Source organism: Streptomyces sp. NBC_00846 (assembly GCF_045207325.1).
GTDB lineage: Bacteria > Actinomycetota > Actinomycetes > Streptomycetales > Streptomycetaceae > Streptomyces.
In genome coordinates this window covers 3,979,356-3,998,600 of the sequence record NZ_CP108846.1, presented here as the reverse complement: position 1 = coordinate 3,998,600, position 19,245 = coordinate 3,979,356, and the positions used below count along the sequence as shown (strand labels likewise).

10 protein-coding genes, 4 tRNA genes and 3 pseudogenes are annotated in these 19,245 nt (G+C 69.4%); 6 read left to right on the top strand and 11 right to left on the bottom strand.

The annotated features are described in order from the left end of the window. The first annotated feature begins 78 nt into the window (after positions 1 to 78). Positions 79 to 471: a hypothetical protein gene (locus tag OG936_RS18445; protein ID WP_406496005.1), complete on the top strand. Its 393-nt coding sequence runs from the start codon at positions 79 to 81 to the stop codon at positions 469 to 471. Positions 472 to 1,063: 592 nt separating this feature from the next. Here OG936_RS18445 and OG936_RS18440 read toward each other — a convergent pair. Continuing rightward, positions 1,064 to 1,427 (bottom strand): annotated as a pseudogene (locus OG936_RS18440) (transposase); the annotation flags it as partial. Between OG936_RS18440 and xerC the strand changes: the two are divergent. Continuing rightward, positions 1,332 to 2,718: pseudogene (gene xerC, locus OG936_RS18435) on the top strand (tyrosine recombinase XerC). The pseudogenes OG936_RS18440 and xerC sit on opposite strands and share 96 nt — an antisense overlap. A 34-nt stretch (positions 2,719 to 2,752) precedes the next feature. Here xerC and OG936_RS18430 read toward each other — a convergent pair. The 7 genes and pseudogenes from OG936_RS18430 to OG936_RS18400 form a co-directional block, all read right to left on the bottom strand. Further along, a tRNA-Lys gene (locus tag OG936_RS18430) sits at positions 2,753 to 2,825 on the bottom strand. Between the two features lie 104 nt (positions 2,826 to 2,929). Continuing rightward, positions 2,930 to 4,458 (bottom strand): annotated as a pseudogene (locus OG936_RS18425) (amino acid permease). A gap of 247 nt (positions 4,459 to 4,705) precedes the next feature. Continuing rightward, positions 4,706 to 6,289: an FG-GAP-like repeat-containing protein gene (locus tag OG936_RS18420; protein ID WP_406496004.1), complete on the bottom strand. Its 1,584-nt coding sequence runs from the start codon at positions 6,287 to 6,289 to the stop codon at positions 4,706 to 4,708. Then, on the bottom strand, positions 6,289 to 8,424 hold the full coding sequence (locus tag OG936_RS18415) for an FG-GAP repeat domain-containing protein (protein WP_406496002.1): 2,136 nt from the start codon (positions 8,422 to 8,424) through the stop codon (positions 6,289 to 6,291). The genes OG936_RS18420 and OG936_RS18415 overlap by 1 nt, the downstream gene beginning before the upstream one ends. A 241-nt stretch (positions 8,425 to 8,665) precedes the next feature. After that, on the bottom strand, positions 8,666 to 10,918 hold the full coding sequence (locus tag OG936_RS18410) for a DEAD/DEAH box helicase (RefSeq protein ID WP_406496000.1): 2,253 nt from the start codon (positions 10,916 to 10,918) through the stop codon (positions 8,666 to 8,668). Positions 10,919 to 11,127: 209 nt separating this feature from the next. Continuing rightward, positions 11,128 to 11,718, bottom strand: coding sequence for a hypothetical protein (locus OG936_RS18405; protein WP_406495998.1), 591 nt, complete (start codon positions 11,716 to 11,718; stop codon positions 11,128 to 11,130). Between the two features lie 178 nt (positions 11,719 to 11,896). Beyond that, positions 11,897 to 12,247, bottom strand: a complete 351-nt coding sequence (locus tag OG936_RS18400) for a metallopeptidase family protein (protein WP_266747485.1) — start codon at positions 12,245 to 12,247, stop codon at positions 11,897 to 11,899. 330 nt (positions 12,248 to 12,577) lie between these two features. On the opposite strand from OG936_RS18400, the gene OG936_RS18395 reads away from it, so the two are divergent. From OG936_RS18395 to OG936_RS18385, 3 genes are all read left to right on the top strand, one after another. Beyond that, positions 12,578 to 12,650: transfer RNA gene (locus OG936_RS18395), tRNA-Glu, on the top strand. A 38-nt stretch (positions 12,651 to 12,688) separates the two neighbouring features. Further along, positions 12,689 to 12,763 (top strand) — tRNA-Asp (locus OG936_RS18390). Positions 12,764 to 12,785: 22 nt separating this feature from the next. Next, positions 12,786 to 12,862, top strand: a tRNA-Phe gene (locus OG936_RS18385). Positions 12,863 to 12,900: 38 nt separating this feature from the next. On the opposite strand, the gene OG936_RS18380 is transcribed toward OG936_RS18385, so the two are convergent. From OG936_RS18380 to OG936_RS18370, 3 genes are read right to left on the bottom strand one after another with little or no spacing between them, the layout of a single operon-like run. Then, entirely contained in the window at positions 12,901 to 13,749 is an 849-nt protein-coding gene (locus OG936_RS18380) for a cytochrome c biogenesis CcdA family protein (protein WP_406495996.1), read from the bottom strand. Continuing rightward, positions 13,746 to 14,582, bottom strand: coding sequence for a DsbA family protein (locus OG936_RS18375; RefSeq protein ID WP_406495994.1), 837 nt, complete (start codon positions 14,580 to 14,582; stop codon positions 13,746 to 13,748). Before OG936_RS18375 ends, OG936_RS18380 begins: the two co-directional genes overlap by 4 nt. A gap of 57 nt (positions 14,583 to 14,639) precedes the next feature. Then, positions 14,640 to 15,056: a hypothetical protein gene (locus OG936_RS18370; RefSeq protein WP_406495993.1), complete on the bottom strand. Its 417-nt coding sequence runs from the start codon at positions 15,054 to 15,056 to the stop codon at positions 14,640 to 14,642. A 156-nt stretch (positions 15,057 to 15,212) separates the two neighbouring features. Here OG936_RS18370 and hrpA point away from each other — a divergent pair, with 156 nt between their 5' ends. Next, a complete protein-coding gene (gene hrpA / locus OG936_RS18365; RefSeq protein ID WP_406495991.1) occupies positions 15,213 to 19,148 on the top strand; it encodes an ATP-dependent RNA helicase HrpA in 3,936 nt (1,311 codons plus the stop codon). The last annotated feature ends 97 nt before the right edge of the window (positions 19,149 to 19,245 follow it).

Genomic DNA, 19,245 nt, shown 5'->3' with positions numbered 1-19,245 from the left:
TCATATGCCTTATGGATGACTTCTATTGCTACGTTTGCTTCGTTCAATTTGTGGACATCTCTGGAGAGGGACACAACCATGCGTGCGAAGAAGATGCGGGCGGCCGGACTCACGGTCGCAGGGCTATGCGTGACGGGCCTGGCCGTGGCCGGCGGGATGGCGATCGCAGCCACCTCGGGCTCCCAGGCCCCGTACGCCCAGGCCGGGGCGCTGGTCAAGGCAGACGGATCCGTCGTGCACTCCAAGGGCGTCTCGGAAGTAACCAAGTCGGGCCACGTCTACTGCGTGGAGATCAGCAACGAGGACATCGACCTGTCCCGCGCCGTCGTGACGGCCACCCCCCGCGACGGCATCGGCTACACCCTCCGCGCCATCGCGGGCGGCTGCGCGAACGGGAAGGGCGTTCAGGTAGCCACCTACAACGCCGACGCCGGCGGCGCAGCCACCACGTTCTACGTCGCCGTGCTCTGACCCGACCCGGCCCCACGAAAGCCACGAAGGTCCCGTCCGTGCGGACGGGACCTTCGCCATACGGGCGAACGGTCAAGCGCACCGGCATTCCATGGCGGCAATGGGCCTTACAACCTCACTGGGGCCGAGGGGGCATCAGGGGGTCACCTATCCAGAACTACGCGGAGCTGCTGAGAAGCTGCTGGGCGGCACCCTGCACAGCCTGGCCGCCCACGCGATGGGCCAGACGATGGACCTGGACACCCTGCACAAGGCCAGGCAGTCCCGGAACTGGATCGCCCACGAAGGCGCCTCGATCGGCGACATCTGGTCCGTGAGCAGCGACCGTATCCATCAGCACGCCGTCAAGCTGCGCGCTGCGGTGACGGATCTCGCGCTCGGCGACAACGTCATCTCGCAGTGGTGCCACGGTCTGGCGGAGCCGCACGAACTGCCGCCGACGGACTGGATCAACGGCTACCCCCGGCGCCGTCGACACCTGAGCCTTCGGCCACCTCCGCCCCCTGCTGCTCGAGCAAGACCCGAGTCTTGCAGGCTCGGAGTAAACTCTTTCCTCGGCATCTCGGCGGTTCGGAAGGAACTGGCCGAACGCGCCGAAAACGGTGGAGTCGTTGACGTTGCCCGGCGTGACGACGACAGCCAGGGGCAGGCGCCGGCCGTCGCAGGCAAGATGAACCTTCGTGGTCAGCCCGCCGCGGGACCAGCCCAGCGCCTGGCGAGCCGCCGCGTGTGCCGGATCTTCCGTTTCGTCTCCCGCCGCCGCCCCTTTTGCGGGCACCGGCGGCGTGCTGGTGAGCCCGGCTGACCACGGAGTCGACCGAAACGGTCCACCCCACGGCCCCGACCGAGTCGTCACGGACCTGGACCTGCTCCAGCAGCCGGGCCCAAGTGCCGTCCAACTCCCAGCGGGCGAACCGCTCATAGACCGTCTGCCACGGCCCGTAACGCTCCGGCAGCCCCGCAGGCGCTTCAGGGCGGGCCTGGACCTGATCGGCCGACGAACCGTGGGCGAATGGCTCGACCAGTGGCTTCTTGCGAAGAAGTCACGCAAGACGACGCTCAACGGGTACGCCTCGCACATCCGCGTGCACCTGAAGCCGCGCATCGGCCATGTCCGCCTCGACCGTCTCAATGTCGGCCACCTGGTGGAGATGTACGACGGCATAGCCGACGCCAACGAGGTGATCCAGGCGGAGAACCTCGAACGACGCGAGCAGATCGCCAGGTGCAAGCCCAGCAAGCCCGGCCGCCCCATCGCAGCCGAACGGGCGCGGCTCGCCGTCGAGCGGGAAAAGCTCGCCGAGATGAAGCCGTTCCGGAAGATCACCGGCCCAGCCACGCAGCAGAGCATCCGGCGCACGCTGCGAGCGGCTCTGAACGCGGCGATCGCCCAGCAGTACATCACCTTCAACCCGGCCTCCCACGTCGAGCTGGAGTCCGGCAAGCGCCCGAAGCCGCTCCTCTGGACTACGCAGCGAGTGGAGCGCTGGCGTGCCACGAGTGAGCTGCCTTCGCCAGTGATGGTCTGGACGCGGCACAGTTCGGAACGTTCCTGGACGCAGCCGAATCCGACCGGCTCTACGTGCTCTTCCACCTCGTGGGTACCCGCGGTCTTCGCAGGGGCGAGGCGGTTGGCCAGAACTGGACCGATGTCGACCTGGACGCCGGCCTTATAACACCAGCCAAAGAGATCGTGGTCGACGGCTGGGATCCGTACGAATCCGCCCCAAGACGGACGGCAGCGCCGGGACGATCGCCCTGGACAGCGTCAACGTCGCTCTCCTGCGAGAGCACCACAAGGCCATGCTGAGCGCTCGGGAGGAGTGGGGGGACGCCTGGAACGAAACCGGCAAGGTCTTCACTCGCGAGGACGGCTCCTGGCTGCACCCGGAGACGGTTTCCGAGACGTTCCGCCGCATTCTCGCCGCCACCGACCTGCCGCCGATCACTCTGCGCGACCTGCGTCACGTCGCGGCCACTCTCACTCATGGCGGGGGTGGCGATCTGCACACGATCAAGGAGACTCTGCGCCACTCCACGATCACGCTGACCTCTGACACGTACACGAGCCTGTTGCCCGAGGTCGACAAGGCTGCCGCCGAAGCCGCCGCCGCTCTGGTGCCACGTGCCGGCAAGGCTTCCTCCGTAGCACCTGCTGTCGGACCGTCCGCTCACGCATCGCTCACGCAAGAGGCCCGGAACGACGAAGCGCCCCGACCGGATGAAGCCAGTCGAGGCGCTAAGTAGCAGGTCAGATGGGGTTTTCCCTCCCTGCATCGCGTAGGCCGTGTGGGACTCGAACCCACAACCAACGGATTAAAAGTCCGCTGCTCTGCCAATTGAGCTAACGGCCCCCGGCGAATCACCCCTGAGCATAGCCCGCCGAGGCCCGGCCGCCGATCGGGTATCGGTTACCGGGCCCTGTCACGGTGGGATCTGCGGGGTACCTGGGGGGGGCTCACGGGGTACGGGCTGGGGTCTCAGGGGTGGTTGTGCGTTTGTGATCCAGAGTGAGGAACCAGTGCCGGGCCGACGCCAGCCACCACGTCGTCGCGAAGCCGAGGACCACCAGGACCGCGATGGGGGCGTAGTTGAACGTCTCCCAGGTGACCGGTGAGACCTGCGGCAGCATGAAGAGCACCGTGATGATCACGACCCAGGTCACCGCGATGATGCCGATCGGACGGGACCAGCGGCCCAAGTGCCAGGGGCCAGGGGTGAAGTCGTCGCCCCGGAGCAGGCGGAGCAGGGTGGGGATGACGTAGGCGATGTACAGGCCGATCACGGCGATCGAGGTCACCGCCGCGTACGCCGTGACGTTGATCAGGTACGGGAGGCCCAGGGCCAGGGCGCCGAGGGCGGCGAGCCAGACCGCGGCCACGGGGGTGCGGGTGCGGGGGCTGACCGTGTGCCAGACGCGGGAGAAGGGCAGGGCCCCGTCCCGGGAGAAGGCATAGATCATGCGGCTGTTGGCGGTCACGGACGCCATCCCGCAGAAGAGCTGCGCGCCGATCACGACCAGCAACAGGAGCTTGCCGGTGGTGGCGCCGAGGGCGTCCAGGAGGATCTGGGCGGGCGGGGCGCCGGTCGGGGAGCTCAGCGCTCCGTCGTACGACTGGATGGCGAACGTGAAGCCGAGGAGGAGGACGAAACCCGCGATCCATGAGGTCCAGATCGACTGGACGATGCCGCGCGGGCCCGCCGTCGCCGCGTCGTGCGTCTCCTCCGTCATATGGGCGGAGGCGTCGTAGCCGGTGAAGGTGTACTGCGCCATCAGCAGACCGATCATCACGACGTAGAAGCCGCTGCCCCAGCCGGTGTTGTTCACGAACTCGGTGAAGACGAACGACGCCGACTGGTGCGAGTCCGGCACGAAGGTCAGCGCGCCGACGATGACGGCGACACCGATCACATGCCACCACACGCTCACGCTGTTCAGGATCGCGACGATGCGGACGCCGAAGGTGTTGAGCAGGCCGTGCAGCAGCAGGATCGCGGCGAAGAGCAGGATCGTACGGGTGGGAGTGACCTCGAAGTCGAACTGAAGGTTCAGATACGCGCCGAGGAACGACGCCGCTCCGAAGTCGATCCCGGCGGTGACGGCGACCTGGCGAGGACGTTGAACCAGCCCGTGAACCAGGCCCAGGCCGCCGCCGAGCGCGGCGGGGCCAGCCGGTGGGCCCAGAAGTAGAGGCCGGCGGAGGTCGGGTACGCCGAACAGATCTCGGCCATCGCCAGGCCGACGAACAGCGTCATCAGGCCGACGCCGACCCAGCCCCAGGTGATGACGGCGGGACCGCCGGTGTTCATGCCGAACAGATACAGCGTCAGGCAGCCGGAGAGCACCGAGATGATCGTGAACGAGACGGCGTAGTTGGAGAATGCCGACATACGCCGGGCCAGCGTCTGCGTGTACCCGAGCTGTGCAAGACGCTCCTCGTCGGAGACGCCCGTGGGCGGCCTGTCCTCGCCGGTGTCTTTTGTCATGCCCCCAGCGATGCCCCCGCTGCGGAGAACACATGCGGTCGCCGTGGTCACGACTGGGAAAACACCACCGGCAGACATGCCCCGCGACGGACCTCACGGCAACAGGAAGGGCGCGACCCGCAGGCCGCGCCCTTCCTGAGCTCCCACCGCCTCTTCTTCGGCTCTCGCCGGATCGGCTGATCCGTGCGTCCCACGCCTAAGCCGATCCGTGCGTCCTGCGCCTCAGCTGATCCGTGCGTCCTGCGCCTCAGCTGATCCGCGTGTACTTCTTCCAGCGCGTGTCGGCCAGCTTCTTCGGCGCCGAGAAGCCCCCCGTGTGGTTCGCGTTGTAGAGGTACACCGCGCCCGCGGGCGTCCGCGCGAGGATGTCCTGACGCCCGTTGTGGTCCATGTCGCCGCTGCCGACGATCGCGTTGTACTTGCCCCAGCCCGATCCGATCTTCGTACGTGGGGAGAAACCGCCCTTGCCGTTGCCGCGGTAGAGCCAGAGCACCCCGGCGCCGTCCCGCGTCACGATGTCCGCGCGGCCGTCGCCCGACAGGTCCCCGCGTCCCGCGATGGCGGTGTAGCTCTTCCAGGTGGTGACCTTCGTACGGCCGGCCAGGGAGCCGTCGCTCCTGCCGCGGTGGAGCCAGACCACACCCGAGGTGTCACGGGCGAGGATGTCGGGAAGGCCGTCGCCGCTGAGGTCGCGGGCAGCGACGATCTTGTTGTACTTGGACCAGCCGGTGCCCAGTTTCACCTTCGGGGCGTCGCCGACCTCGCCGTACGCGAGCGGGTTGGGAATGCGGTAGAGCGTGCCGCCCGGCGTACGGGCGAGCAGGTCGCCCTTGCCGTCGCCGCCCAGATCGCCCAGTTGCGTCAGGAAGTCGAAATCGTCGTCCCAGTCGAGCATCGAGCCCATTCTGTCGACGTGACAACCGTCCAGCTTGCCCTGCTGGTTCGTGGTGCAGAGGTCAATGAGGTCGCTGGGTTCCCGCGCCAGGACCGAGCCGCTGATCCGTTCGTCGAGGTCGACGTCACGGGCCCAGTCGGTGATCGTGGACCGGTAGGAGGAGATCCGGGTGTAGAGACGTACCCCGCCCGCGACACAGCCGGTGGCCCTGGTGGCCGATATGGCGATGAGCTTGCCACCGCCGACGAGCGCTCCGCCCGCGTCGCCGAAGCACTGGTCCTCGTCCGCGACGGGGGGAGCGCCGGGCGCCGGTACGGTGCAGAGCGTGCCGCCCGGCAGCGTGCGGCCGAGCAAGGTGGCGCAGGTCGCGGCCGACTTGAGCACGACCTGCTCGGTGTGACGGACCCGCGGGGCGTCGTCCAGGTCCAGGCCGGACCACGAGTAGAACGTCGCCTTGGCGCCCGTGGCGTACAACGCCGTGTCGCTCGGCGAGGCCATCACCGGCTTGCCGTACGAGGCCGGCGTCGCCCGGATCGCCACCGAGACCGCGCCCCGCCGCGTGGCGGCGTCGTACGTCGGATGGCTCCGGTAGCGCGGATCGCTGCTACCTCCCCGCAGCAGGCCGCTCTTCAGGTCGTGGTCCCACTCCATGTCCGCGTGGCTGCGGCCGGTGAAACAGTCGGGCGTGGCCAGCGTCCGGGTCTTGGACAGGGTGATGCCCGTGCAGGCCCGGTGGGAGCCGTCCGCGTCGTCGGAGTAGTGGAGCGGTATGAGCCACGAGGGAACCGTCGTGGCCGCCTGGGCCTGTGGCGTGGAGCCCAGCAGCCCGGCGAGTACGGCACCGGCCGCCGTCACGGTGGTGAGCGCCCGGCCCACCGCAGGGCGCGTCCGGAGCCGCGGAGCCGTCCGGCACGCCGTGAGAAGTCTGTTTCCCATCAGAAAATCCCCTTGTAGCCCTGCCACCCGGTGGCGACCTTCGTACGCGAGCCGAACGACCCCTTTCCGTTGCCGTTGTTGCGGTAGAGATTGCCGGAGCTGTCCCGCTCGACGAGGTCGGCCTTCCCGTCACCGGTGATGTCTCCCACCCCGACGATGGTGTTGTACGAGGCGCCCCACGCGGAGAAGACCTTCACCCGTTCCTTCAGCTTCCCGGTGGCGGTGCCGTCGTAGCGGTAGAGCGTGCCGTCCTTGTGACGGGCCAGCACATCGCCGTACCCGTCGCCGTTGAGGTCTCCGGCGCCCACGATCTTCGTGTAGGCGGTCCAGGCCGAACGGATCTTCACGCCGGCCTTCAGCTTGCCGTGGCCGTCGTTGGCGAAGAGGTAGATGTCGCCGGTCGACGCCTTGCGCGCGAGCAGATCGGTGCGTCCGTCACCGGTCAGATCGCCGGGCGCGGTCAGGACGTTGTACGCGTTCCAGCCCGTGCCCAGCGAGGTGTGGCTGCTGTTCGGCGTGTACGGGGCGCCGCACTTTCCGGCGTACCGGCGCAGCTCCCCGTTCGGCATCCGTACGAGCATCTCGGAGCACCGGTCGCTGCCCATGTCCCCGAACGGGACGGCCACGGTGCCCTTGGGCCAGCCGGAGCCGGAGCGCTTCCAGTCGAACTTGCCCTTGCCTTCGGTGTAGTGGAGGGTCAGGGCGCCTGCGGAGTTGAGTGTGACCAGCTCGCCGAAGTCGTAGCCGCCCTGGTCGTGATGGCCCTGGACACCGCCGGAGACCGAGATCTTCCCGCTCGTGGTGTACGTGCCGCCGCCCTTGGCGGCCCTGGCGGTCAGCGTCCAGGTGTGGACCCCGTTGGTCGGGTAGCCGCCCTTGTCCGTCCGGCCGTCCCAGTTGACCCCGACCTCGGCACCGGGACCGCCGGAGAGGGTACGGATCGCCCGCCCGCGGATGTCCTTGACCACGAAGGTCCAGGTCGCGGGCGCGTTGAGCTGCCAGGTGCTCTCCCAGTTCTGGCCGCCGCCGCTGTTCTTGAGATCGATGTACCCGGCGTTGAGATCCGACTCGATCTTCGCGAGCGGCTGCGCGGGCACCCCGCTCTCCACGATCCGGATCGACTTGTCCGGGCCGACATACGCGATGTCGCCGCCGAACTTGTCCACGGCCCAGGTCAGCCGGCGCTGGTCGGCGGTGCCGCCCGCGGGCAGGTCCGCGATCTCCCGGGGCGGTGCGGCCTTCCCGGTGTGGAAGTCGGTGAGCAGCAGTTTCCCGGCGGTCCGGTCGTGCCGGACGAGATAGCCGTCGCCGACGAGCGCGGGGCCGGACGGCACGGTGACGCTCTTCTTCGCCGTACGGTCGTACACCCCGGCGGCACCGCTCGGGCCGCAGTTCCAGTAGATCCAGCGGCTGACGGTCTGGAGTTCCTTGATCACGCACGGGGCGCCGGTGGCGACGGTCTGGACGACCTTCTTCTGTTCGAGGTCGATCGCGGTGACGGCTCCGGTGGTGGAACTCGCCGTCCACAGCCCCGATCCCCATACCGAGGCGGCGGTGATGGACCGGGTCATCCGCACATCCGACCTGCGGACCCCGACGTCGTCGATGTACTGCTTGCCGGTCGATGCCGCGTTGTAGACGAAGTAGCGTCCGGTCGCGTCCACGAACTGACCACCGGTCACAGCGGGTTCGTCGGAGCTGTGGTAGCTGTTCCCCGTCAGCCAGATCTGGGCGGTTTCCCGGCCGTTGTCGACGAAGAAGCGGCCCATATGGCCGTTGCCGGTGGCACGCAGGAGTACGCAGGAACCTGCGTCGCACGGCACACGCTTCGCATGCGCACCGGTGGCGAAGGTGTCCACGTATCCCATCGAGGTGGGAGCGCCCACCGTCGCCCCGCCCGGGGAGACCTGACGGGCGAACGCGAACTGCGGGCCGCTCGGGGCGACTTCCACCGTGTTCAGCACTCCACCGGCGAAGTCGATGCCCCAGACACCGTTCGTCGGGATGGGTGCCGGCGCATCCGCGGCGACGGCGCCCGGCACCGTGCCGAGACCGGCCGCGACCACGGTGAGAGCGGCCAGCGCGGCAACACGGCGCCGGGCGCCACGACCGCGTGGAAAAGCAAGGCGAGCCAAAAGGGTCAGTCCTCCCCGGAATGCCCGAAGGCATGAAGGGCACAGGCGATCGACGGCGACCCGCCGCAAAGGAATCACGTAGAGCTCGCAAAGCCCCCCGGCCCCGCCCCTGTGCAAGTGGCCGGATGCTAGCAGTGGTCACTCATGTGAGGAAAGCAAAAAGAAAAGCGGGCCCACTCATGAAGAGCGGGCCCGCTTTCCAAGGACCTTCGGCGGACCTTCAGCAGGTCCTCACCGGGTTTCAGCCGTTGCGCTTCCAGCGCGGCTTGTCGTCGCGGCGGCCGAAGGAACCGGTGTTGGTGCCGGTGCCGGTGCCGGCACCACGGTGGTCGTCACGGCGGCCGGTCGGGCGGTCGCTGCCGCCGGAGCGGAAGCCGCCCGACGGACGGTCGTCACGACGGTCGCGGTTGAACGGACGGTCGCTGCCGCCGGAGCGGAAGCCGCCCGAGGGGCGGTCGTCACGACGGTCGCGGTTGAACGACGGACGGTCGTTGTCACGGCGCTCGAAGGAACGGCCACCACGGTCGTCCCGACGGTCGCTGCCACCGGAGCGGAAGCCGCCCGAGGGGCGGTCGTCACGACGGTCGCGGTTGAACGACGGACGGTCGTTGTCACGGCGCTCGAAGGAACGGCCACCACGGTCGTCCCGACGGTCGCTGCCACCGGAGCGGAAGCCGCCCGACGGACGGTCGTCACGACGGTCGCGGTTGAACGACGGACGGTCGCTGCCACCGGAGCGGAAGCCACCCGACGAACGGTCGTCACGACGCTGGAAACCACGGTCGCCACCGCGGTCGTCCCGACGGTCGTTACCACCGCGGTAGCCGCCGCGGTCGCCGCCACGGCTGTCCCGGCGGTCGAAGTTGCCGCGGTCGTCACGGCGGTCGTCACGGGCGGAGGGCTGCTCCGGTACGGAGACGGCGGCCTCGATCGCGGCCTCCGCCTCGGCGGCGGCCTCGGCCACCGCCGTCTCCGGATCGTCGCCCCGCTCACGCGCGGCACGGGCGACGAGGCGGTCGGCCTCCTCGCGCAGCTCACCGGCGCGGCGCTGGACGCGCTCCAGCTGCTTGGTCAGGTCGGCGACCTCGCGCTCGGCCTGCTTCGCGGCGTTGCTCGCGGAGTCGGCCTGGACCTCGGTCAGCGAACGGGCACCGGTGATCTCGGCGACCTCCGGCTCGAAGACGCCCGCGCCCTGCACGATGTGACGGGAGGCGTCGACGCCCGCGTCCTCCATCAGGCGGAAGATCTGGCGGCGCTGGTGCGGCAGCGCCAGCGAGACGACGACACCGGACTTGCCGGCCCGGGCGGTACGGCCCGAGCGGTGCAGGTAGTCCTTGTGGTCACCGGCCGGGTCCACGTTCAGGACCAGGTCGATGCCGTCGACGTGGATACCGCGGGCGGCGACGTCGGTCGCGACGAGCGCGTTGACGTAACCCTTCTTGAAGTCCTCAAGAACGCGGGTACGGGCGCCCTGCGTCATGCCGCCGTGCAGCGCGTCCGCCTTCACACCCGACTCGATGAGCTGCTCGGCGATGCGGTCCGCTCCCAGCTGGGTACGGACGAAGATGATCGTGCGGCCCTTGCGGGCGGCGATGGCGGAGGTGACGGGCGCCTTGTCCTTCGGCTTCACGACGAGGACGTGGTGCGACATGGTCGTGACGTTGCCCTGGGCGCTGTCGACCTCGTGGCTCACCGGGTTGTTCAGGTAGCGCTTGACCAGCGTGCCGATCTCGTTCTCCATCGTGGCGGAGAAGAGCATGCGCTGACCGCCGACCGGAACCTGGTCGAGCAGCTCGGTGACCTCGGGCAGGAAGCCCAGGTCGGACATCTGGTCGGCCTCGTCGAGGACGGCGACCTGGACGTTCTCCAGGGAGCAGGCACCCCGGTTGATGATGTCGCGCAGCCGGCCCGGGGTGGCGACGAGGATGTCGACACCGCGCTCCAGCGCGTAGATCTGGTTGCCCATCGACGTACCGCCGCAGACGACCTTCATCTTCAGGCCGAGCACGTCGCCGTACGGCTGCAGCGCATCCGCGACCTGCATCGCGAGCTCACGGGTCGGGGTGAGAATGACCGCGCGGGGCTTCTTCTTCTCGGTGTGGCCGCCGGCCAGCGTGGCCAGGGTCGGCAGACCGAAGGAGAGGGTCTTGCCGGAGCCGGTACGGCCGCGGCCCAGGATGTCCTTGCCGGCCAGGGCGTCCGGGATGGTCGCGGCCTGGATCGGGAAGGGCGCGGTCACACCGTTCTGCGCGAGCTTGCGGACGATGCCCTCGGGCAGGCCCAGGTCCCCGAAGGTGACGGTCGGCTCGGCGTCGACCGCGTCGACGGCGGAGTCGGTACCGGCTTCCTCGGCCTGGGGTGCGTCGGCCTCGACGGAGGCGACGGCCTCTGCGACGACGGCTTCTGCGGCCTCGATGAGCTCGTCGTTCTTGACGTTGTCGATGTTCTCGACGTCCTCGGGCATGACGGTGTGGTCAGAACTGGAAATTGACATGCGAAATGCGAAACCTTCCGGAGTCTCGGCACGCGCCCGTAACTCCGTGATTCGCAATTTCGACCGCCTCAATGCGGTCCAGCCACGGCAAGGGAGAGTACGCGCCACACGGCGCGCTTCTGTTTCGGCGCCGGGCAATGGGATCAAACGATCTACTACCATACGCACTCCCCCCCACATCGCGCAAACCGCCCTCCTCCGGCCCCCCGCTACACCGGCTCCACCTGCGGCGATACGTCCGGCGTCCGCAGCTGCGACGGCTCCGCCGACGCACTCATCGCGTCGTTACGGAGCTGAGCCCCCGACGAAGCGGAAGGCTGCGGCGACGGTTCCGAGGGCTCCGGGTCCGGGTCCGGCTCCGGGGAAGCGGACGGCTCGGGGGTGGCGGGCCGGGACGGCGGCGGGGATTCGGGCCGCTGCGGCACGCCGTGCCCCGGCTGCGAGGCCGAGGGCGCGGGCAGCCCACCACCCGGCGCCGCCCCCGAACCCCCCGGCTCACCGGGCTCCGCGCCGGGGCGTACGCCGCCGGGCTCGCCCGACGGCTCGGCGGAGCCGCTCGGCTCCGGGGACTCGGCCGCCTCACGCTCGGAGTGCGCCTCGGCACGGCCACCACCGGTGCGGGCGCTGCCCGTGCCCGCCACGGTGCCGCCGTCCGGCTCGACCCCGCCGCCCTTCGAGTCGGACGACCGCGACGGCGACGGTTTCCCTCCGTCGTCGCCGACACTCACGCAACCTGTGGACGCGGCGACCGTCACTGCGATGACGGACGCCCACCGGACGGGGGCGGAGAACTGGCGCACGGGAGGCACCTCCGGGGGACGAAGAGGGGGCGGGGCGGTACGGGAAACAGTGGGGACGCCGTGCCCAACTCCCTTAGCCCCGCCGGGGACACGCCCCGCTGCCGGCCCGCACACCTCCCGCACACCTCCCGCACGGCGCCCTCGGCCCCCGCACGCCACCCACGCGGCGCCCGCACCCTCAGCCGTAGCCGAGCGCGTGCAGCCTCTCGTCATCGATGCCGAAGTGGTGGGCGATCTCGTGAACGACCGTGATCTCGGTCTCGGCCACGACGTCCTCGCGCGACTCGCACATCCGCAGCGTCGGCCCGCGGTAAATGGTGATCCGGTCCGGCAGCACCCCCGCGTACCACTCGCCGCGATCGGTCAGCGGCGTGCCCTCGTACAGCCCGAGCAGCTGCGGATCACCCGGGTCCGGTTCGTCCTCGACGAACACCGCGACGTTGTCCATCAGCCGCGTCAGCTCCGGCGGGATCCGGTCCAGCGCCTCGGCGACCAGTTCCTCGAACTCTTCGCGCGTCATCTCCAGCACCCGGCCATTGTCCCGTACGCCCGATCGGCCAGCCCCGGACCGCACCGCACACCGCGTGCCGCCCCGGCCCGACACGGGCGGCGGCCCAGGTCAGCCGTCGTCCGCGGGGGGAAACCCCGGCCGGAGCGACCCCTTCGCCTATTCGGTTTGGCTGACGCCGAAACGCCGTAGTACAGTCTCCGACGTGCCCAAGGGCGCCGGTCAGGGCTTGACCGTTCTGAGACCCCAGAGGTTGAAGGAAAAGTGGAACCTCTTGAGGGGAAGCGGAGCTCAGACGCTTCTGACGTCCTCCGGGGCGACAGACACAGAAGCAGCAGCACAAGCAGTTCTGCCCTCATCGTCTAGTGGCCCAGGACGCCGCCCTTTCAAGGCGGTAGCACGGGTTCGAATCCCGTTGGGGGCACGCACAACCTTGTGCGACACTTAGTCGCACAACAGCTTGGTCCTGTGGAGCAGTTTGGAGTGCTCGCCACCCTGTCAAGGTGGAGGCCGCGGGTTCAAATCCCGTCAGGACCGCTGCAGCCCTTTTGAGCTGCGTGGCTGGGTAGCTCAGTTGGTACGAGCGATCGCCTGAAAAGCGATAGGTCGCCGGTTCGATCCCGGCCCCAGCCACCACCCGAAGGCCCCGTCCCGTGGACGGGGCCTTCGCCGTGTCAGGCCTCTTCCCGGTCCGTCGAGTTCACGCTCCGGCCGCGCCACGCCCGTACCGCCAGCACCAGCAGCACCACCGCGACCACGGCCACCAGCGCCATGGCGTCCGGCACGTGCTCGCCGATGCGCTGGGCCCACTGCTCGACGGCGAACGAATCGTCCACATTCAGCAGCCCGGGCAGCGCGGTCGTCCCGTCGTACGCGAGGAACAACGCGCCGAGCCCGATGAAGAAGAGCCCCGACAGCAGCGTCGTGGTGTGCAGCTCGAAACGGCCGAGCCGGAAAGTACGGCCGCGCAGCCAGGCCCGGCGGCCCAGGTCGAAGCGTTCCCAGAGCAGGGCGAGCAGAAAGAGCGGGACGGCCATGCCCAGGGCGTAGACGGCGAGCAGCAGCCCGCCGTAGACCGGGCTGCCGCTGACCGCCGCGACGGTGAGGACGCTGCCGAGGATCGGTCCCGCGCAGAAACCGGCCAGTCCGTATACGGCCCCCAGCGCGTAGACGGATACGGCGGTCGTCGGGCGGATCCGGCCGCTCAGCGCGGCGATCCGGCGCGAGGCGAAGCCCAGACCCACGATCTGCGCGATGCCGAGCACGATGATCAGCCACCCGGCACCGAGGACGAGCGCGTCGCGGTGGCTGTAGAAGAGGCGTCCCGCGTACGAGCCCGCGGCACCGAGCGGGACCAGGGTGGTGGCCAGACCGGTGTAGAAGATGCCGGTGCGGGCCAGGAGCCGCGAGGTGGAGTCGATGGAGTACGCGAAGAAGGCCGGCAGCAGCAAGGCGCTGCACGGGCTGACCAGGGCGAGCAGTCCGCCGAGGAAGGCCGCGAAGTAGCCGATGTCAGCCGTCATTCCGCGCCGCCCTCGGTGCCCCGGCCACCGGTCTTGGCGTCCGCCGTGCCGCGGGCCTTCTCTGCGGCCGCCTCGATGACCTGGGCGAAGGCCTCCATCGGCTGGGCTCCGGCGATCGGGCGGCCGTTGATCAGGAACGACGGGGTGGAGGCCACCCCGATCCCGTATCCCTGTTCCTGGTCCTTGCCCACCGCGGCGGAGGCGGCGGAGCTGTCCGCGTCGCGCGCGAACCGGTCGAGATCCGGCACGCCCGCCTGCTGAGCCAGCGCCTTCAGCCGGTCCTTGCCGAATCCCTTCTCCTTGACCCCCTCGGCGTACGCGGCACGGTGGAACTGCCAGAAGCGGCCCTGCTGTCCGGCGGCCCAGGCGGCCCGGGCGGCGGCCTCGGACTCGGCACCGAAGATCGGGAAGTTGCGCCACTCGATGCGCAGGGTGCCGTCGCCGACGTACTTCTTCACCAGGGCGGGTTCGGTGTCGCGGGCGAACTTGGCGCAGTAGCCGCACTTGAAGTCGGCGTACTCGATGAGGACGACAGGCGCGTCCACCCGGCCCTGCGCGAGCTTGTCACCGGCGTCACGCCGGGCGAGCCCGGCCAGCTCCGGATAGACGCCGGCGTCCGGGTCGGTGGTGGCATCGGCGACCGACGAGGAGGAGGGAGCGGACGAACCGGAGTGGCCGGGGGCCGTGGCCCAGTAGGACACGAGGCCGAGCAGCGAAGCGGCGAGGACGACTCCGGCGCCGTAGATCAGCGGCTTCTTGGACGACGACGCCGCTGTACGTGACGCCGTCGCACGTGAGGACGAGGACGAGGGTGTGGATGCGGGCTTGGGCATGCGGGACTCCGTGCTGGCGATGCGGGGGATGAGGAACGGCCGGGCGGGAGGGGCCATCTACACCCGCAGTACGGAGAGCTCGACCGGAGAGGGCGCGGCGGACACGGGACCGCGCGGCCCTATCCGTACGGGTGGGTGGGCCGGTCCAGGTCCGGTGGCGGCGGGCAGGCCCCACACGGCGAGGCCGGGCGCCTGGTCGTGCGCCGCACGGGACCGGCCCGGCAGAGCCGGCTCGCCGCCCTCGTCGCGCTTCCGGCTCTTGCCGCACCCCGGAGTCCCGTGCCTGTCCGGGGCCGACGCGACGACCGCCCCGGGACCGTCCGGAACGGCGCCCTTGACGGGGCCGTCCGAGACCACCGGCCTTCCGCCGCCGGCCTCGGCACCCACGACGGCCGTCGCCGGTCCGCAGAACAGCCCCAGTACGACCGCGAACACCGCCACCAGGCAGCACCACTGCGTACGGGACACGGACACGGCGACCGGCCTTTCCGGGCAGAGGCAACGGTTGATCAGCTGCCCGAAATGGTACGTGCTGTGATCCCTCGCCTCCGCGCAGTGCCGGTCCGGTGACCAGGAACGCACAAAATGCGTTCGCCGTTCATCGGGCCCGGGTGCGATCCTGGGACCCGTATGTCTACTTCCTTCGCTGATCTCCAGTCACAGCTCGGGCAGCTCTCGCTCCGCGATGCGCACCGGCTCGGCCGCCGTCTCGAAGGGGCGCGCCGTATCCGTAAGCCCGAGGCCCGCCAGTCCGTGCTGGACGAAATCGCCACCGAGGCCGCAAAGGCAGCCGGGCGGACCGCGCTGCGCGCCGAGCGCATGCCCGTCGTGTCCTACCCGGAACAGCTCCCGGTCAGTCAGAAGAAGGACGAGATCCTGGAGGCGATACGCGACCACCAGGTCGTGATCGTCGCCGGGGAGACCGGCTCGGGCAAGACCACGCAGATCCCGAAGATCTGTATGGAGCTGGGGCGTGGGGTCCGGGGCATGATCGGGCACACCCAGCCGCGCCGGATCGCGGCCCGTACGGTCGCCGAGCGCATCGCCGACGAGCTGAAGACCCCGCTGGGCGAGGCGGTCGGCTGGAAGGTCCGCTTCACCGACCAGGTGAACCCCGACGCGACGTTCGTCAAGCTGATGACGGACGGCATCCTGCTCGCCGAGATCCAGACGGACCGCGAGCTGCGCGCGTACGACACGATCATCATCGACGAGGCCCACGAGCGGTCGCTGAACATCGACTTCCTGCTCGGCTATCTGGCCAGGCTGCTGCCCGAGCGCCCGGACCTGAAGATCGTCATCACGTCGGCGACGATCGACCCCGAGCGGTTCGCGCGCCACTTCGGCGAGGCGCCGATCGTCGAGGTCAGCGGACGTACGTACCCCGTGGAGGTCCGTTATCGCCCCCTGCTCGAAGAGGAGGGCGACGACTCCGACCGCGACCAGATCACCGCGATCTGCGACGCCGTCGACGAGCTCCAGTCGGAGGGTCCGGGCGATGTCCTGGTCTTCCTCTCCGGTGAGCGCGAGATCCGCGACACCGCGGACGCGCTGAACAAGAAGAACCTCCGCCACACCGAGGTCCTCCCCCTCTACGCCCGCCTCTCGCACGCCGAGCAGCACCGGGTCTTCCAGCGCCACACGGGACGCAGGATCGTGCTGGCGACCAACGTCGCCGAGACATCGCTGACCGTTCCCGGCATCAAGTACGTGATCGACCCGGGCAATGCCCGGATCTCCCGCTACAGCCACCGCACCAAGGTCCAGCGGCTGCCGATCGAGCGGATCTCGCAGGCCAGCGCCAACCAGCGCAAGGGCCGCTGCGGCCGTACGTCGGACGGCATCTGCATCCGGCTGTATTCCGAGGACGACTTCCTGACCCGTCCGGAGTTCACCGACCCCGAGATCCTGCGGACGAACCTCGCCTCCGTCATCCTGCAGATGACCGCGGCCGGCCTCGGCGACATCGAGAAGTTCCCCTTCATCGATCCGCCGGACCACCGCAACATCCGCGACGGCATCCAGCTCCTCCAGGAGCTCGGCGCGCTGGACCTGGAGGAGAAGTCCCCCCGGGAGGGAAAGAAGGGGCAGCGGCTCACCCAGCTCGGCCGGAAGCTCTCGCAGCTGCCCGTCGACCCGCGTCTGGCCCGCATGGTCATCGAGGCCGAGCGCAACGGCTGTGCCCGCGAGGTCATGGTGATCGCGGCCGCACTCTCCATCCAGGACCCGCGCGAGCGGCCCTCGGAGAAGCAGACGCAGGCCGATCAGCAGCACGCCCGCTTCAAGGACGAGACCTCCGACTTCCTGGCGTTCCTGAATCTGTGGCGGTACATCCGCGAGCAGCAGAAGGAGCGCGGCTCGTCCAGCTTCCGCCGGATGTGCAAGCAGGAGTATCTGAACTTCCTGCGCATCCGCGAATGGCAGGACATCTACGCGCAGCTGCGTACGGTCGCCAAGCAGATGGGCATCCACCTCAATGAGGAGGACGCGCCCGAGCAGTCGGTGCACACCTCGCTGCTGGCCGGGCTGCTCTCGCACATCGGACTGAAGGACACCGAGAAGAACGAGTACCTCGGGGCCCGCAGCGCCAAGTTCGCGATCTTCCCCGGCTCGGCGCTCTTCAAGAAGCAGCCGCGGTTCGTGATGTCGGCCGAGCTGGTCGAGACGTCCCGGCTGTGGGCGCGGGTCAACGCCAGGGTCGAGCCGGAGTGGATCGAGCCGCTGGCCCAGCATCTGCTGAAGCGCACGTACAGCGAGCCGCACTGGGAGAAGGACCAGGCGGCGGTGATGGCGTACGAGCGGGTCACGCTGTACGGGGTGCCGATCGTCGCTCAGCGCAAGATCAATTTCGGCCGTATCGACGCCGAGGCGTCCCGCGAGCTGTTCATCCGCAACGCTCTGGTCGAGGGCGACTGGCGGACGCACCACCAGTTCTTCCACGACAACCGCAAACTCCTCGGCGAGGTCGAGGAGCTGGAGCACCGCGCCCGGCGCCGCGACATCCTCGTGGACGACGAGACGCTCTTCGACTTCTACGACCAGCGCATCCCCGAGCACGTGGTCTCCGGGGCGCACTTCGACTCCTGGTGGAAGCACAAGCGCCGCGACGAGCCGGACGCGCTGGACTTCGAGCGCTCGATGCTCATCAACGAGAAGGCCGGGGCCGTCACCAAGGACGACTACCCGGACTCCTGGCGGCAGGGGAAGCTCAAGTTCCGTGTCACGTACCAGTTCGAGCCCGGCGCGGACGCCGACGGTGTGACCGTCCACGTGCCGCTCCAGGTGCTCAACCAGGTCACCGCCGAGGGCTTCGACTGGCAGATCCCGGGCCTGCGCGAGGAAGTGGTCACCGAGCTGATCCGCTCGCTGCCCAAGCCGATCCGCCGGCACTACGTCCCCGCGCCGAACTACGCGGACAAATTCCTCGACCGGGCCGTTCCGCTGCAGGAGCCGCTTCCGGTCACGCTCGCCCGTGAGCTCCAGCTCATGGTCGGCGTCCCGGTCACGGCCGACGACTTCGACCTGACCCGCGTCCCGGACCACCTGAAGATCACGTTCCGGATCGTCGACGAGCGGCGCCGCAAGGTGGCCGAGGACAAGGACCTGGACGCGCTGAAGCTCCAGCTGCGCCCCAAGGCCCGTCAGGCCCTCTCCAAGGCCGCCGCGGCCACCGCGGGGCCCACGGGCGAGTCCATCGAGCGTTCGGGCCTCACGGACTGGACGATCGGCACGCTGAACCGCGTCTTCGAGACCCGAAGGGCCGGGCAGCCGGTCAAGGCGTATCCGGCGCTCGTCGACCAGGGCGGGACAGTGGCCGTGCGGCTCTTCGACACCGAGGCCGAGCAGCAGCGGGCGATGTGGCTCGGCACCCGCAGGCTGATCATGCTGAACGTGCCGGTGAATCCGGCGAAGTTCGCCTCGGACAAGCTGACGAACCAGCAGAAGCTGGCGCTGTCCCGCAATCCGCACGGCTCCATCCAGGCGCTCTTCGAGGACTGCGCGACGGCGGCCGCCGACCGGCTGATCGGCGCGCACGGCGGCCCGGCGTGGGACGAGGAGTCGTTCCGGAAGCTGTACGACAAGGTGCGCGCCGACCTCGTCGCCCTGACCGAGCACACGGTCAAGCAGGTCCAGCAGGTGCTGGCCGCCTGGCAGTCCTGCGAGCGGCGCCTGAAGGCCACCAACAGCCTGGTCCTCGCCGACAACGTCACCGATGTGCGGGACCAGCTCGCGACCCTCGTACCACCGGGCTTCGTCACCGCGACCGGGCTGCGCAGGCTGCCCGACCTGATGCGCTATCTGGTCGCCGCGGACCGCCGGCTCCAGCAGATGCCGACGGCCGTCCAGCGTGACACCACGCGCATGGCGAAGGTCCACGAGATGCAGGACGAGTACGCCTGGCTGCTCGAACAGCTGCCGCAGGGCAGGCCCGTGCCGCAGGAGGTCCTGGACATCCGCTGGATGATCGAGGAGCTCCGGGTCAGCTATTTCGCGCACGCCCTCGGGACGGCCTACCCCGTCTCCGACAAGCGGATCGTGAAGGCGATCGACGCGGCGGCACCGTGAGCGCGCCCCGTCCGGGCCCGTAACGGAGTCACCACCTTCGGTGAGGTCGACCGGACCCTCTGACCTGCTGTACAGTCTGTCTTCGCAGCCAGCCGCA